Source organism: Kitasatospora sp. NPDC004745 (genome assembly GCF_042873275.1).
In the GTDB taxonomy this organism is placed as follows: Bacteria; Actinomycetota; Actinomycetes; order Streptomycetales; family Streptomycetaceae; genus Kitasatospora.
This window is the reverse complement of sequence record NZ_JBIALK010000005.1, coordinates 357,353-371,788: the sequence shown is the minus strand read 5'-3', so window position 1 is coordinate 371,788 and position 14,436 is coordinate 357,353. Positions and strand designations below refer to the sequence as shown.

Annotated in this window: 16 protein-coding genes; 10 read left to right on the top strand and 6 right to left on the bottom strand. The window is 73.8% G+C overall.

Going from position 1 to position 14,436, the window contains the following annotated elements; all coding sequences use genetic code 11:
• The first annotated feature begins 399 nt into the window (after window positions 1–399).
• The 4 genes from ACFYUY_RS12970 (at window position 400) to ACFYUY_RS12955 (ending at window position 3,492) form a co-directional block, all read left to right on the top strand.
• On the top strand, window positions 400–1,101 hold the full coding sequence (locus ACFYUY_RS12970; protein ID WP_387900442.1) for a DUF4232 domain-containing protein: 702 nt from the start codon (window positions 400–402) through the stop codon (window positions 1,099–1,101).
• A gap of 201 nt (window positions 1,102–1,302) precedes the next feature.
• Window positions 1,303–1,743 (top strand): VOC family protein, encoded by a 441-nt coding sequence (locus tag ACFYUY_RS12965; protein ID WP_360215662.1) that lies wholly within the window; start codon window positions 1,303–1,305, stop codon window positions 1,741–1,743.
• Window positions 1,744–1,956: 213 nt separating this feature from the next.
• Window positions 1,957–2,862: a ribosome-inactivating family protein gene (locus ACFYUY_RS12960; protein ID WP_360215665.1), complete on the top strand. Its 906-nt coding sequence runs from the start codon at window positions 1,957–1,959 to the stop codon at window positions 2,860–2,862.
• Between the two features lie 213 nt (window positions 2,863–3,075).
• A complete protein-coding gene (locus ACFYUY_RS12955; RefSeq protein WP_360215668.1) occupies window positions 3,076–3,492 on the top strand; it encodes a hypothetical protein in 417 nt (138 codons plus the stop codon).
• Between the two features lie 75 nt (window positions 3,493–3,567).
• Here ACFYUY_RS12955 and ACFYUY_RS12950 read toward each other — a convergent pair whose 3' ends face one another.
• Window positions 3,568–3,960 (bottom strand): MerR family transcriptional regulator, encoded by a 393-nt coding sequence (locus tag ACFYUY_RS12950; protein WP_360215671.1) that lies wholly within the window; start codon window positions 3,958–3,960, stop codon window positions 3,568–3,570.
• Window positions 3,961–4,020: 60 nt separating this feature from the next.
• On the opposite strand from ACFYUY_RS12950, the gene ACFYUY_RS12945 reads away from it, so the two are divergent.
• From ACFYUY_RS12945 to ACFYUY_RS12935, 3 genes are all read left to right on the top strand, one after another.
• The gene (locus ACFYUY_RS12945) at window positions 4,021–5,430 is read left to right on the top strand and encodes an MFS transporter (protein ID WP_387900439.1); all 1,410 of its coding nucleotides are present in this window, start codon (window positions 4,021–4,023) and stop codon (window positions 5,428–5,430) included.
• 209 nt (window positions 5,431–5,639) lie between these two features.
• Window positions 5,640–6,044: a hypothetical protein gene (locus ACFYUY_RS12940; RefSeq protein WP_360215677.1), complete on the top strand. Its 405-nt coding sequence runs from the start codon at window positions 5,640–5,642 to the stop codon at window positions 6,042–6,044.
• Between the two features lie 139 nt (window positions 6,045–6,183).
• Entirely contained in the window at window positions 6,184–6,543 is a 360-nt protein-coding gene (locus ACFYUY_RS12935; protein WP_387900437.1) for a hypothetical protein, read from the top strand.
• Window positions 6,544–6,664: 121 nt separating this feature from the next.
• On the opposite strand, the gene ACFYUY_RS12930 is transcribed toward ACFYUY_RS12935, so the two are convergent.
• Window positions 6,665–7,294 (bottom strand): TetR family transcriptional regulator, encoded by a 630-nt coding sequence (locus tag ACFYUY_RS12930; RefSeq protein ID WP_360215683.1) that lies wholly within the window; start codon window positions 7,292–7,294, stop codon window positions 6,665–6,667.
• Window positions 7,295–7,312: 18 nt separating this feature from the next.
• Window positions 7,313–7,789: a hypothetical protein gene (locus tag ACFYUY_RS12925; protein WP_360215686.1), complete on the bottom strand. Its 477-nt coding sequence runs from the start codon at window positions 7,787–7,789 to the stop codon at window positions 7,313–7,315.
• A gap of 147 nt (window positions 7,790–7,936) precedes the next feature.
• Between ACFYUY_RS12925 and ACFYUY_RS12920 the strand changes: the two genes are divergently transcribed.
• Window positions 7,937–8,503: an isochorismatase family protein gene (locus ACFYUY_RS12920; RefSeq protein WP_387900435.1), complete on the top strand. Its 567-nt coding sequence runs from the start codon at window positions 7,937–7,939 to the stop codon at window positions 8,501–8,503.
• A gap of 80 nt (window positions 8,504–8,583) precedes the next feature.
• Here the strand turns inward: ACFYUY_RS12920 and ACFYUY_RS12915 are convergent, their stop codons facing one another.
• The 3 genes from ACFYUY_RS12915 to ACFYUY_RS12905 form a co-directional block, all read right to left on the bottom strand.
• Window positions 8,584–9,495 (bottom strand): SDR family NAD(P)-dependent oxidoreductase, encoded by a 912-nt coding sequence (locus tag ACFYUY_RS12915; RefSeq protein WP_387900433.1) that lies wholly within the window; start codon window positions 9,493–9,495, stop codon window positions 8,584–8,586.
• A 57-nt stretch (window positions 9,496–9,552) separates the two neighbouring features.
• Complete coding sequence (locus ACFYUY_RS12910) at window positions 9,553–10,764, bottom strand: phosphodiester glycosidase family protein (protein ID WP_387900431.1); 1,212 nt, start codon at window positions 10,762–10,764, stop codon at window positions 9,553–9,555.
• A gap of 176 nt (window positions 10,765–10,940) precedes the next feature.
• Window positions 10,941–11,498 (bottom strand): hypothetical protein, encoded by a 558-nt coding sequence (locus tag ACFYUY_RS12905; RefSeq protein WP_387900430.1) that lies wholly within the window; start codon window positions 11,496–11,498, stop codon window positions 10,941–10,943.
• A gap of 586 nt (window positions 11,499–12,084) precedes the next feature.
• On the opposite strand from ACFYUY_RS12905, the gene ACFYUY_RS12900 reads away from it, so the two are divergent.
• Together ACFYUY_RS12900 and ACFYUY_RS12895 are read left to right on the top strand one after the other, a co-directional pair.
• Window positions 12,085–12,786 carry an alpha/beta fold hydrolase gene (locus ACFYUY_RS12900; RefSeq protein WP_360215701.1) on the top strand — a complete coding sequence of 234 codons (702 nt, stop codon included), beginning with the start codon at window positions 12,085–12,087 and terminating at the stop codon, window positions 12,784–12,786.
• 84 nt (window positions 12,787–12,870) lie between these two features.
• On the top strand, window positions 12,871–14,382 hold the full coding sequence (locus ACFYUY_RS12895) for a hypothetical protein (protein ID WP_387900428.1): 1,512 nt from the start codon (window positions 12,871–12,873) through the stop codon (window positions 14,380–14,382).
• Window positions 14,383–14,436 lie beyond the last annotated feature (54 nt).

Sequence of the window (14,436 nt, the reverse complement as noted above, 5' to 3'; positions counted from 1 at the left end):
CGACCGGCAGGGGTGCGCGATGGTCGCCGGGCCGCTCGCCGCACACCGCGAAGGCCCTGGATCGGCCGGCCACGCGGGTCGGCCCCGGTACCTGCTGCCGTGGTCGCGACGTCATCGCGGGCCCACGTCAACGGCGTCCACGTCACGGATCCGTCCCGGCGGGCGGCCACGACGGGGGAGGTGTGCGGAGGTGTCCTGAAACAGCGTCAGGGCAGGTCAGCGGTGGTTTGCGGGACGGCGTGGCGGGTGGCGGCGCGGGTGGTTCCCGGCCGTACATGTCACAGCACTGTCCTGGCCGCGGCCCGGGCGGAACGGTTCGCCCGGCGGAACGGTCCCGATCTTCGGAAACCCGCTCACACCGAGCACCGAGCACCGCCCGCCCCACCTGGAGGAAACACCGTGCGCGTCCACAAGCTCGCCTTCGCCACCCTGGCCGTCACCGCCGCCCTCTCGCTCACCGCCTGCCAGAACGATGAGCCGGGCACCGCCCAGGGCGCCCCGACCACCGCCCCGGCCGCGACCACCGGTGCCGCCCCCGGCGGCGCTCCGGCCCCCAACGGCCCTGCCTCCAACGCTCCGGCCCCCAACGGCCCTGCCTCCAACGCCCCTGCGCCGAGCGGACCGGGAAAGACCGCCACGCCGCCCGCCGCCGCACCGGCCGGCTCCACCGCGGCCGGGGGTCCCGCCAAGTGCCGGACCGCGGACCTGACCCTCACCGCCACGGACCACACCATCACCGGCGACCCCGCCAACACCGTCGTCGTCGAGCTGAAGAACCACAGCGGCAAGGACTGCACGCTCTCCGGATACGCGGGCGTCGACCTGAAGACCTCCGCCGGCACCCTGTCCGCGAAGCGCTCCGGCGAACCGGTCGTCACGGGCACCGTGAAGAACGGCAAGTCGACCTACTTCGGCATCACCTACCCGGCCAACACCACGGGCGGCTCCGGCGTCCGGATCACCGGCCTGGTGGTGACCCCGCCGGACGAGACCCAGTCGGTCACCCTGCCCTGGCCCGGCGCCGGCTCGCTCCCCGTCACCGACACCGCCGGATCCCCGGTGAAGATCGGCCCGATGGGAAGCGCCGGCCAGGGCGAGTGACCACGGGCGAACGGCCCCACCCTAAGGCGCAGCGCCGTCCGGCGACAGCCCGCCACGGCAGCGCGACACGGCAGCGCGCGGCGCCACCGGGAGCAGGCGCCCGGACGGCGGCCGGGGCAGGATGTCGAGAACGCCCACCGGCTCCGTCCCGGGGACATCGGTGGCCACCACCGGCTGCACGAGGGAGAAGGAGGAACCGGCATGGCGGTTCAGCGGATGGACAACGTCGGCATCGTCGTCGAGGACATGGACGCCGCCGTCGCGTTCTTCGTGGAACTCGGTCTGGAACTGGAGGGCAGGGGGGAGGTCGAGGGCCTCTTCGCCGACCAGTGCACCGGACTCGACGGCGTCCACTGCGAGATCGCGATGGTCCGGACCCCGGACGGCCACAGCCGGCTCGAGCTCGCGAAGTACCGCAGCCCCGCCGCGACCAGCCCCGGACCACGCAACCGGCCGCACAACGTCCTGGGCACCCACCGCGTCATGTTCGCCGTCGACGACATCGAGGACACCGTCGCCCGCCTGCGGCCGCACGGCGCCGAACTCGTCGGCGAGATCGCCCGGTTCGAGGACAGCTACCTGCTCTGCTACCTCCGCGGCCCCGAGGGCATCATCGTCGGCCTGGCCGAACAACTCCACTGAGCAGCCGCGACCGGCCCACCCGGCCGCCGAGCGGGACACCGACGGCCACGCCCGGGGTGCGTCCCGGACCGAAGGCCGTGCACGCACAGGTCAGACGGCATGCGCCACCAGGCATCAGCGCACGCGCGAACCCGCGCACGATGATCCGGCACACCGGAAAACGCCCGGAGGGCGCCTCGGCGTTCCCCCGGACATCATCACCAAGGAACCGCGTTGAAGAAGAACACTGCCGCGCTGCTGTCACTCTCGGCGGCCACCGCTCTCCTGGTCTCCCTCGCGGGCACCGCGTCCGCGGCGCCCGCCCTCACCGGCACACCCGCCGCAGGGAGCCGGCCGCAGTCCGCCGCCCGCGCCGCAGCACTCCAGAGCTGGCCCATCATCGACTGGGACATCACCGACATCACCTCCGGCGCGGGCCAACACGCGGCCCGCTACTGGAACCTGATCGACGCAATCCACCGCAACACCTACGGCGACGCGACCGGCGCCGACAGCGGACTCGTCCAGCAGACCACCCGCAACGAGAACCGGCTGATCCAGATCCGCGTGATGAACGGCGGGGCCCACCTCGTCTCCGTCTACCTGTGGGCCGACAACCTCTACATCGCCGGCTTCTACTCCCCCGGCGCCAACCAGCACTGGGCCTTCCAGGACGGCCGCCAGCAGCAGTTCCAGACCGATCTCGGCATCACCGCACGCCTCATGCCGCGCACCGGCAACTACAACGGCATCACCGGCGGCAGCACCCGCGAGAACCTCTACCTGGGCGCCACGAACATCTTCGACGCGCTCTACGGCCTCCACAACGTCGGCCAGTGGAGCGAGACGACCATCGACCGGGGCATGCTGATGGCGATCACCATCTTCTCGGAAGCCGCCCGGTTCGGCCCGATCTTCAACCGGGTCTACGGGAACATCAACGGCTGGACCAACTACCAGCTGAGCGTGGACTACCGGGACATGGAGAACCAGTGGGGCAGGCTCTCCCAGGCCGCCCACGCCTGGCGTCAGGGCCGCGCCGCCTCCGTGCGGCTGATCGGCAACAACGTCACGAGCTTCGACCAACTGCGGCGCGTGGTCGGCTTCGTCGAGCTCCACGGCTCGGAGGCACTCCTGTAGCAACGGCCGCTCGCCGGGGCACCGGGGCCGCCCGGACGGCAGGCCGCTGCGCCGGTGGACGGGCGGCACCGGGAAGCAGTGGGGCGCCGGGCAGCGGCCATGGGCCGACCGGGTGACCTGCCCGTACCGCTCCCCCGCCCTCCTCGTTCAACCCCGGTACCCGCCGCGACCGACCCGGCGGTCCCACCCACGGGGAACTCGAAGGAGGGCCGGATGCACCCGGTCACCACCAGGGCCTGCGCACTCGCCACCGCGGCCGCGGCCGTCCTGCTCGCGACCGCCGCCCCGGCCGGCGCGGCCACCGGGCGGCGCAGCAGCGACGCCTGCACCCACAACTGGTCCGGTCCGCAGGTCTGCATCGCCATCGACGGGCACGACGACTGGGCACGGCGCCTGACGGTCACCTGGACCAACCCGGGCGCCACCGCCAGGTCCACGGCACTGCTCCACGAGGGCGACCGGCAGGTCGAGGTCCACGAGCGGATGACCGGCACCGCCCGTGGCGGGAGGATCACCGCCGAGTGGACCGACATCGAGGTCGCCTGGGGCCGCCTGTGCGGGTCGTTCACCGACACCCCGAACGTGTGGGCCTGCGTCGACATCCACTCCGGCGGCGTCTACTCCCGCTGAACCCCTGCCCCGTTAGCCCCGGCGCTCCGCCCGTCCGAGTACCGCCCCGTGGAGGCGCAGCACCACGGCCCTGGGCTACAGCGCCTGGTCGGGGGCCGCCAGGAGTACGCACTGCTCGAAGTTCATGCAGCCGCACGCCATGCAGTCCGCGACCGCCCGGCGCAACGCCTGTGTCTGGCTGATGTGTTCGTCGAGCTCGGGGAGTTTGCGGGCGGCGAGTTCGCGCCACTGGCGGGTGACGCCGGGTGAGGTGTCGCCGTTCAACAGCTCGGCGATCTCGGCGAGGGTGAAGCCGGCCCGCTGCGCCATCCGGATCAGCGCGACGCGCCGGACCGTGCTGGTCGGCCAGACCCGCCGGCCCGCCTCGCGACGGGCGCCCGGCAGCAGTCCGCGCTCCTCCCAGTAGCGCAGCGCGGACGCCCGCACCTGTGCCGTCCGGGCCAGTTCGCCGATCCCCAGATACCTCACGCCGACGCTCCATCGAACCGGGTTGACTTCACGCGCGCTTGAAGCACGAGTGTGACGTGCATGTTCTCATCTCCGGGGCGCCTGCTGCCCGGCGCCTACCGCCCGTTGTTCGCCGTCCGCCCGTTCCGCCGGCTGTTGCCCGTGTTCGCACTGTCGGACCTGGGGGACGGCATGAGCACCGTCGCCGTCGCCTGGCTGGCGCTCTCACTCGCCCCGCCCGGTGGGCAGGGCACGCTGGTCGGGGTCAGCGTCGCCGCGTACACGCTGCCGGGTGCGCTCGGCGCGCTGGTGCTGGGCCGCTGGCTGCGGCGGCTGCCGGCGCAGCGGCTGCTGGTCGCCGATGCCGTCCTGCGGGCGCTGCTGCTGGGCGCGATCCCGATCGCGCACCTGGCCGGGGTGCTCGGCCCGACCGGCTACGTTCTGCTGCTCGGCGCCTCCTCGCTCTTCCACGCCTGGGGCAAGGCGGGCAAGTACGCGCTGTTCACCCCACTGCTGGACGACGGCCTGCGGCTGGCAGCGAACAGCGTGCTGAGCACCAGTCTGTCGAGTGCGACCGTCCTCGGCCCCGCGCTGGCGGGCCTGCTGGCGGGCACGGTGTCACCGGCGTGGATCATCGGACTGGATGCCGCCACCTTCTCCGTGCTCGCGGTGCAGGCCGGCCGGATCGCCCTGCCGACGGTGCCGACCGGAGCCGGCAGGACGGCCGGGGCGAGCAGGACGGCCGGGACTCCCGGCACGGCCGGTGCCGGTGCCGCGCGGCAGGGGCTGGCGGTGCTGCGGCACCACCCCGAGCTGCTGGGACTGCTGGTGCTGACGTGGCTGTTCAACTTCGCCTACGGGCCGGTCGAGGTCGCGCTGCCGCTGTTCGTCGGGCACTCCCTGGACGACGGCGCGGGCCTGCTCGGTGCCTACTGGGCAGTGTTCGGCGCCGGAGCCGTTCTCGGGGCGCTCGGCGCGGGAGCGGCCAGGAGGCTGCCGCTGTGGCCGACCATGATCGCCATCGTCGCGGGGCACGGCGTCGGACTGTTGCCCTTCGCGGCCGCGCACACCGCCGTGCCGTCCCTGATCGGCTTCGCCGCCGCGGGGATCGTCTACGGGCCGTACTCGGCACTGTCCCTCGCGTTGCTGCAGGACAGGACGCCGAGCGGCTCGCTCACCACCGTGCTCGCCGCCCGCAGCGCGGTGCTCATCACGGCCTCGCCGCTGGGCGCCACGCTCGGCGGACTGCTCCTCGACCGGGTGTCCGCGCCGGTCGTGCTGTGCGGCTGCGGCGTCGCCATGATCCTCATAGCCGCCCTCGCCGCCGCTTTCCGCGCCTTCCACCACTTCCGCCCAGTGCGGCGGACCCTGCACCCGTGTACAGGCGAACACCACCTGGCCATCCCCCTCGACGACCCACCGAAGAGCCCCACGGACCCCGCGGACCCCGCGGAGCAGCACCGGAGCGGCATGCCCGCGCCCGGACGGTGAGATGCCCGCGAGCACGACCCGGGCGAGGGCCGCCGGGCCCGACCGGCGACCGGATGCCGGGACGGATGCAGTCATCCGGCTGATCCTCCACCCCTCCCTCGGGACCACGGTTCACCGTCGGATGACGGATGCCCGGCCCGCGGCTGCCGGGGACAGTGGAGACGTTCCGCGAGCAGACACACCATCACCACACCACCGGAGTCATCACCGTGAACAACCTGTCCGGCAAGCTCATCCAGACGGCCGGCGCCCTGGGCCTCGCCGTGGCCGCGCTGACCACCCTCTCGGTCTCCCCGGCGGCGGCGGGCACCGCCGCCACGGCCGGCTGCACCAAGGCCTTCCGGTTCGACAACGTCCAGGTCGAGGTGGACAACTGCTCCGACGGATGGGTGTGGATCAAGGTCGGTGACGGCACCTACTACAAGGGATCCGTCCGCGCCACCGACGAGTTCGGCTCCGAGAAGACCGAGCTGGCGGTGGACCAGGGCAAGGACGTCGCGACGAAGTACATCGGGAAGATCAAGAGCATCAAGATCTGTGGCACCAAGTACCTCGGCTGGGCCCCGCCCCGCCCGTTCTGGACCTACTGCAGCAACCAGATCAACGTCTACTGAGCAGCACCCCGGGCTGCCGGACCGCATGGTCCGGCAGCCCGGGACCCTCGGCGCAGCAGGCGCGGCGCAGCACCTTCCGCCCCCTCGTCGCCACGGCCCTTCCGGCACCACCAACACACCCAAGGACGGTGGTTCACGCATGTTCACCTCGAAGACGATGCTCCGCGGCTCGGCCGCAGCGGCGACCGCGGTCGCGGCCCTGATCGGCCTCGGCGCCGGACCGGCGCAGGCCGCCGGCTGGCCGCCGCTCCAGCCGGGCGCACACCTGTACACCGGCACCGGAGGAAGCGGGACGGCGACCACGGTCGACCTGGGTGACCTCGGCACCTGCCACACCCTGTCGGCGCCCGCCCGCTCGGTCCAGATCGCCGACGGCTCCGCCTCCGTGACGCTGTACCCGGGCCCGGGCTGCACGGGTGCGGTCCCGTGGGCCACCGGCTCGCTGGCCCAGTCCAACCTGCCCTGGGCGATGCTGAGTTACCGGGTGGTCCCGGCCTGACACAGGCCGCGGCGGCTTCGGACGTGCAGGCGGTCGGCCGCCAGGAGGCCGGCAGCCCGGCGGCGGCGAGCCGTTGCTCCGCCACCGCCGGGCGCGCCGCGGCGGCCTCCCGCTCCGGCGATCAGCGGTGCTCGAACCCGGTGACCATGGCCTGCAGGCCCGCGTCGAACCACCGCTGGTAGTAGTCGAGCTCGGCCTGGTCCTGCGCCGCTTCGGCCCCGTCGCCCTCACCCCCCTCGGCCCGCTCCCCCTCCGCGCCCGGGCGCGCTCCCACCTGCGCCAGGGCGTGGCCCAGCGTGTAGACGCCGACGGACTGGATGCGGATCAGCGCCTCGTCCTGCGCGACGCCGGCGGCGGTGAAGCGCTCGAGCAGCACGGCCAGGACCGGGACGGCCGTGTCCGGGTCGACCGGGTGGGTGGCCAGGAGGGGCACCGCGTTCGGGTGTTCCAGCAGCATGCGGCGGTAGGCGGCCGCGAATCCGGTCAGTGCCCCGCTCCAGGTCGGCCCGGCGTCCAGGTCGGCCAGCGCGGTGGCGAACAGGTGGTTGACCACCGCGGACAGGATGGCGTCACGGCCCGGGAGGTGGCGGTACAGCGACATCGCCGCCACCCCGAGGTGCGAGCCGATCCGCCGCATCGTCAGCGCGTCCAGCCCCTCGCGGTCGAGCACCTGGATCGCCGCGGCGGTGATCTGGTCCACGCTGATCTGCGCGGGGCGGCCTCCCCGGCCGGGTCGTGATGCCTGGTTCATGCCCTCAGCGTGACAGAGTCACCCGGCCAGGGTGACGGCGAGGGTGCTGGCCGTCATCGCCAGGGTGAGGACACCGACCACCATGTGCTGGACGTCGGGCACCACCGCGCGCCCCTGCGTGGGCAGGACCTTCAGCGTGCGGGCGTAGTCCCGGGCGTAGGAGTCCCGCTGCGCCGCCGTGCTGATCCCCGCGTAGGGCAGCCACCAGCTGGCCACGTGGCCGACGGTGACCAGCAGGCACAGCACCAGGGCCGCGATCCGCGAGGCCTGGTGGTCCAGCGCGATGCCGCCGGCGATGAGCAGCGGGATCGGGTAGTTGACGGCCGCGTCGCCGAGCCTCTCGCGGCGGTTGTCCCCTCTCAGGTCGTTGAGCGGGAACATCGGCACCCACTCGGTGAGCATCAGCCAGGCCAGCCAGACCAGCGGCATCGTGACGGCGATCGTGTGCATGGACATCCCCCTGCGGGTCGAGGCGTTCGCGTGCGGCTGCAGCATTTGAGTACAACGTAAGCTTACGTGGTAAGCATACATGCGGGAGATCGCACCCCACCGCCCCAGCAGCCCACCGGCCCCTCCGACGCCGGTGTCCGAAGATCGGGCTAGGGTGGTCGGGACCGCGATCCGACACGCCACGGGGGGACCATGACCACGCTCGCCAACCGGCCGAACAGCGCCGTGATCGTCATCGACATGCAGAACGGCGTCGTGGCGGAGGCCCACGACCGCGACCGGGTCATCGCCACCATCGCCGCCCTGGTCGACAAGGCGCGCACGGCCGGCGTGGACGTCGTCTGGGTCCAGCACAACAGCGACGAGCTGCCCCGGGGCAGCGAAGCCTGGCGGTACGTGCCCGGGCTCGTGCGGCGGGACACCGAGGCCCTGGTGCACAAGACGTACGGCGACTCCTTCGAGGAGACCGACCTGGAGTCCGTGCTCGCCGAGCGCGGCGTCGGCCGGCTCCTCGTCTCGGGGGCGCAGACCGACGCGTGCATCCGCTCGACGCTGCACGGCGCCATCGCCCGCGGCTACGACACCACGCTGGTCGCCGACGCCCACACCACCACCGACCTGAGCCGGTTCGGCGCCCCCTCCCCCGACCAGGTCATCGCCCACACCAACCTGTACTGGCAGTACCACACGGCCCCCGGCCGGACGGCGGGCACCGTCACCACCGCCGACGTCACCTTCACCACCGCCTCCCCCGCCTGACGAACGCCGGAGCCGGCCCCCGGCAACCCGGCGCGTCCCGCCTGGCTCCGGCGCCCGGACCGGCGTGCCGCCGCCCGACGTCACCCTCCACGGGCGGCGCGACGTCGGTCGACGGTGACGGAGAGCTTCGACGTCGGCCGGGCTTGCTCCCCCCTCCCCGGATCGGCGCGAGCTCGACGATCCGGCGGGGGATCGGAGAGCCGACACCCGGGCCCGGTGCCGCAGGCCGTCAGCTCGCGGCCTGCTCCGCGGGGAAGTCGGTGCTGAGAGTGACCTCCCGCCAGCCGTCGAAGGGGCCCTGAGCGCGTCGAGCTTGGCGGTGGCGATGTCGTAGGCGGCCTTGCCCAGCAGCAGGCGCAGCGGTGGCTGTTCGGCCGTGACCGCGTCGATGACCGCCCGGGCGGCACGGGCCGGATCCCCGGGGCTGGTGACCGTGGGTGGCCAGGGTGCCGGCGCGCCGCGCGCCCGCGGTGGGGGCGTAGTCGTCGATGGCGGTGGCGGACTGGCGCATCGACGGCCCGGACCAGTCGGTGCGGAACGCGGCGGGCTCGACGATCGTCACCTTGATGCCCAGGGGGGGCGACTTCCGCGACGAGCGCCTCCGAGAGGCCTTCCACGGCGAACTTGGTGGCGTGGTAGTAGCCGGTCGCGCCGAAGCCGACCAGGCCGCCGAGCGAGGAGATGTTCACGATGTGGCCGGCGCGGCGGGCGCGCATGCCCGGCAGGACGGCCCTGGTGGTGTCGACCACTCCGAAGACGTCGGTGTCGAACAGGGCGCGGACCTCCTCGTCCTCGCCCTCCTCGACGGCGGCGAGGTAGCCGTAGCCGGCATTGTTGACCAGGACGTCGATCCGTCCGAAGGCGGCCTGCGCCCGGGCGACCGCCGTCGCGATCTGCCCGGGGGCGGTGACGTCCAGCGGCAGCGCGAGGGCGCGTTCGCCGTGCCCGCGGACCGCCTCGGCGACCTGGCGGGGATCCCGGGCGGTGACCACACGGCCGGATGCCCTGGTCGGCGGTCCGGCAGTGCCCGTCGGACGGCCGGCCGGGTGTCAGCGGGAAGAGAGCGCGATGCCGTTGGGGACGCGGCGTTCCTGTCCGTGGTCGAGGGAGTTGCGGACGTCGACCCGCCCGGTCGCGTGGTCGCGCGTGACGAGGGTGCTGGAGGCACCGCCGTCGAGGTAGACGCCCTCCTCGCAGGCCAAGCTCCCGAGCAGGTCGGCGAGTTCGGCGAGGGTCAGTCCGGTGGACGTCCCCTCCCGGCCGTCGGTGACCACCAGGTACAGCCGGCGGCCGCCAGCGGCGATGCCTGCGGCCGTCCGGGGTTGCACGGTGGCGGTGTCCAGGTCGGGCAGGAGGCGCCCGCCCCTGAGCAGCGGGTAGGCGCCCAGGGCGAAGGCGAAGGGGACGCGACTGGTGGAGGCCAGCCGGTACTCCACCGTCACGGGGGTGCCCGGGGCGAGGGCCCTCAGGGCCCCGGCACCGGCTTCGCGTCCCAGCAGCACCTCCGATCCGGATGCGATCGGCCCCTCGCCCGGGGCCTCGGCCGTGGCGTCGACCCGGCCATGGCTGACCGTCAGTTCGAAGGTGTCGTGGGTGCAGGGCGCCGCGCGGTCGTGGTCCCGGCCGCACGCGGCGCGGGCGCGCGGGGTGCTGCCCCACTGCGGGGTGAACACGCCGATCGAGCCTTCGGGGAGCGCGTACTGGTTGAGGCCGCCCAGCGGTACCGGGCCGGCGGGGGTTCGCAGGACCCCGTCGAGGGTCAGGCGTGCGGTGCGGGCCCGACCGTCCACGCCGACCCCGATCACCTCCTGGCCGGTGGCCCCCGACGGCAGGGCCCCACCGAACCGCTGGCCTTCGGGGACGGCCGCCTTCAGCGGTCGACCGTCGAGCACGGCCGCCCCCACCGCGGCTCCGGTGGCCGGGATGCCGGGGTGCTGCTCCTCGGTGATGTCGAAGAAGTCCCCGTTGACCGCGGCGACCGCCCCCTGACGCTCGGCCATCGAGGACACCGGAGCCCGGTCGGCCACCGCGCCGGGATACAGCAGCCCGACCCGTACCCGCGGGTCGTCCAGGTCCACGCTCAGCACGTGGACCCTGGTGGCGCCGTGCCCGGTGGCGAAGGAGAAGGCCCGGTAGTCGATCCCCGGGGCGACGTCCTCGACCACACCACCCGGCGACGGATCCGCGGCGCGCGCGGGACGGCCAGCCCCCACGGTCAGGACGAGCAGGACGACGGCGGCGACGGCACGGACCCGGTTCACGCCCCCACGGTCCCGTCCGGGCGTCCCGGGGCAGGGCAGGCACAGCACGAGCCCGACGGACGTCACCTGGACGGCGCCCGGTGTGCCGGGGCGGCCGCCGAAGGCGCGTCAGGGGGTCGCGCCATCCGGGGCACCCTCGGCCGGGCCCGAGCAGGCCGCTCCGCCGGGGCGATCGGTCAGCGGCCCGGATCCGAGGGGCTCCCCATCGTTGCGGGGACACCGTCCGGCAACCGCACCGCGTTCGTGCACGGATACCCGGCCACGACGTGCTTGGCGTACTTCAGTGCTATGCCGAGGACGGCCCGGCCGACCTTCTCGGACGCCGGGTCGGTGAGTTCGCCGGCCCTGACCGTGATCGCCACGTACGGCTGGCCCATGCGCACACTGTCCGGGTTGTCGCACCGGAACCCCAGCGACACCCGCCCTGGCCAGACCCACCCCTGCACATCCGCGCCGAAGTCGAGCCGGCTCGGCCCGTTGCGGCGGCGCGACGCATCCGGGCCCAGGGTGTCGGTCATGACGGCCTGGTCGATCGACAGCACCTGGATCCACACCAGGTCCTCGGCCGTCTGCTGCCCCACGTCGCACTGGTGCGCCTCGCGGGCGGGGTGGAGCTCGGTGTGGTCATCGTCCGACTGGTACTGCTCCATCAGCTTCCCGTGCACGTGATCCGCCAGGGGCAGGAGGTCCGCGCGGGTGAGCACCGACCAGCAGGCGCCAGCCGGCAGCTCCACGGGCGCGGGCTCCGATCGCCACCATGCGACTCCCGCCCCGACCCCGCCGAGCACCACGGCCACCCCTCCTGCGGCGAGCCACCGCCGCCGGCGCCGCCCGCCCTCAGCCATTGACAGCCCTCATGAACAGCCCCGAACTGTCGGCCGCGCCCGCCCTCACCTGGTTCGCAGCCGCCGTGGGAAGAGCCACGGATTCACCCGTCGCTCGACATCCAGATCAACCATCCGAACCCCCCAGTTGCGCGGTCTGTCTGTCATGAAGCCCCCGGTCGACCCCGATCATCAGGGCGACTCTCCAGCAGCGTACTGATGGATCCCTGTCAATCGCGTGAGTTGAGCAAGCCTTGAGGATGGACGCCTTCGCGGGTAGGGCGAAGCGTACGGGCTTGCTCGCACGCGTTCGCCCAGCCCGGCTGCCACCGCCGCGAGCCAAGACGGGCACGCCGCTCGTCCGGATGCCGTACCGCGACGTCGGCGTCAGAGTGTCAGTGCCACCCGCTAGCGTCAGGCCGGGCGTGGGAGACACCCCCGCCCACCGCAGGCCCCCGGACCCGCAGGCTCGAAGACCCGCAGGAGGAGGACCACGATGGCGACCTTCACGCTCGTTCCCGGTGCCGACGGCCATGCCTGGTTCTGGCACCGGCTGGTACCCGAACTCCGGGCGCGCGGGCACGACGCCATCACGATGGACCTGCCGGGCGAGGACTCCGCGGGGCTGGAGGAATGCGCGCAGGCCGTCGTCTCCGCCGTGGAGCAGCACGGCGGCCTCACCGGGCCGCTGGTGGTGGTGGCGCAGTCGCTGGCGGGCTTCTCGGCCCCGCTGGTGTGCGGGCGGCTGCCGGTGCCCGTCGCCCAGTTGGTGCTGCTCAACGCCATGGTCCCGGTGCCCGGGGAGACCGCCGGGCAGTGGTGGGAGAACACCGGCCAGGCCGCGGCCCGGTCCGCCCACGCGGCCGCCACCGGCCGCGGTGCCGATCCCGCGTTCGACATGCAGGCCGACTTCTTCCACGACGTCCCGGCCGAGGTGACAGCGGAGGCGCTCTCGCTCGGCGGCTCGGCTCCGCCCGCCGCGCTGTTCGCGCAGCCGTGGCCGCTGACGCACTGGCCGCAGGTGCCGACCAGGTTCCTCCAGGGGCGGGACGACCGCTTCTTCCCCCTGGAGTTCCAGCGCAGGATCGTCCGTGAGCGGCTCGGCCTGGAGGTCGAGGAGGTCCCCGGCGGCCACCTGGCCGCACTCAGCCGGCCCCGGGAACTGGCCGACGCGCTGCTGCGCGCCCGGCCCGCGTAGCGGCGACGGCGGCACCCGCGAAGCGGCCTGCCGTCGCGGAAATCCGCGAGCCCTTCGCTCACGCGTCGGGCAGGATTCCTGACTGTGCATCACGTCCTGTGCGGCTTGGCCGCCAACCCCTCCCTGCCCCCTGACCTGGTCGACCGGCTGATCGCGGTGGCCGACGCCGACCTCGCCGAGGCCCTGGCCTGCCGCCCCGGCCTCAGCCGTGCCCAGGTGTCGGCGCTGGCCACCGGCTTCGAGGCGGCCGCGGTGCGGCTCGCGCAGGAGGGCCTGGTCGGCGCCGACGACGTCGACCCCGCCGTGCAGCCGCGTGCCGCGCTCGCGCTGCTCGAGGAGGGTGCCGGTCGGCCGGAGTGGGCCCGCCTGTTCGCCGCCGACGCCCCGGTGGAGCACCGTGAGAGGCTGGCCGGCTGCCCCGGCCTGCCGCCGGACGTGGCACTGACACTCGCCGCGGACGTGGAGGTCGGCGTCGTCTCGGAACTCGCCCTGTGGACGACGGCTCCGGAGGTCGCAGCCCGGCTGGCCCGACATCCGCACACCGAGGTCCGCCGGGCGGTGGCGGCCAACGAGGCGACACCCCCGGCCCTGCTGGCGGCGCTGCTCAGCGGCGAGGGTCTGCCCGCGGCCCGGTGCTGCCCGGTCTGCGACCGCAGGACGTCTCCTTTCGTCCACGACCCGCACTGTCCCGAGCCCGACTGCGACCTGCCCCCGGGCGCCGCCTGCGACGGCTCCCACGAGTCCGCCGTACACCGGATCCACCAGGCGGCCCTGGGCAACCCCGCCACCCCGGCGGCCGCTGCCGAACCCTTCGCCGACCACGCCTCGGTGCTGCTGCGCCAGGAATTGGCCGCCCGCCCGGACCTGTCGCCGCAGGTGTACGCGCGGCTCGCCGACGACTCGGTCCCCTGGGTCCGCGCCCGGCTCGCGGAGAATCCGGCGATCGGCGAGTCCCTGATCCGCCGCTTGGCCACCGACCCCGGCCACGACGTCCGGCGACGGCTCGCGCACCACCCGAGCCTGCCGCTCGACGTCCTGGTCCATCTCGCCGGCGTCGCCCGGACCGGCCCGTGCCTGCTCCCACGCCTCGCCGCGGCCTCCCCGGCCGAGGTCGAGGAGCTGGCCGCCTCACCCGCGGTCGTCCGGATGCTCCTGGCCCAGCGCCGTAACCTGCCGGACGACATCCGCGACGCGCTGGCCCACGACCCGGACGCCAAGGTGGTCAAGTCCGTCGCACCGCACCCGGGGCTCTCCGACGCCCAGCTGCGGGCGATGGTGGAACGGCACGGGGCACAGGTCGTCGCGGGCGTGGCGGCCAATCCCGACACGACACCCGCCCTGCTGGAACACCTGGCCCGACAGCGGCCGCCGGTGCGGAAGGCTCTCCGGGAGATCGCCCGCCACCGCCACGCGACGGCTCCCGCCCTGCTCATCTGCCTGACCGACCACCGCGCCCGGCCTCTCGCCGCGGGCCACCCGCACCTACCGCCCCGGGCGATCGTCGAACTGCTCGCCGACGAGGACTGGCAGACGGTGGAGGCCGCCGCCGCCAACCCGTCCCTGCCCGCGACATCGATGGCGGACCTGGTGCCCTGACCACCCGGTCCGTTCGCGGGTGCGACGGTGCCAGGGAGCGATCACCCTCAGCCG

Coding starts and splice junctions, on each gene's coding strand:
- ACFYUY_RS12925 (WP_360215686.1), bottom strand. CDS start 7,789: ATGCTGCAGCCGCACGCGAACGCCTCGACCCGCAGGGGGATGTCCATG.
- ACFYUY_RS12955 (WP_360215668.1), top strand. CDS start 3,076: ATGCACCCGGTCACCACCAGGGCCTGCGCACTCGCCACCGCGGCCGCG.
- ACFYUY_RS12945 (WP_387900439.1), top strand. CDS start 4,021: ATGTTCTCATCTCCGGGGCGCCTGCTGCCCGGCGCCTACCGCCCGTTG.
- ACFYUY_RS12930 (WP_360215683.1), bottom strand. CDS start 7,294: ATGAACCAGGCATCACGACCCGGCCGGGGAGGCCGCCCCGCGCAGATC.
- ACFYUY_RS12920 (WP_387900435.1), top strand. CDS start 7,937: ATGACCACGCTCGCCAACCGGCCGAACAGCGCCGTGATCGTCATCGAC.
- ACFYUY_RS12935 (WP_387900437.1), top strand. CDS start 6,184: ATGTTCACCTCGAAGACGATGCTCCGCGGCTCGGCCGCAGCGGCGACC.
- ACFYUY_RS12900 (WP_360215701.1), top strand. CDS start 12,085: ATGGCGACCTTCACGCTCGTTCCCGGTGCCGACGGCCATGCCTGGTTC.
- ACFYUY_RS12965 (WP_360215662.1), top strand. CDS start 1,303: ATGGCGGTTCAGCGGATGGACAACGTCGGCATCGTCGTCGAGGACATG.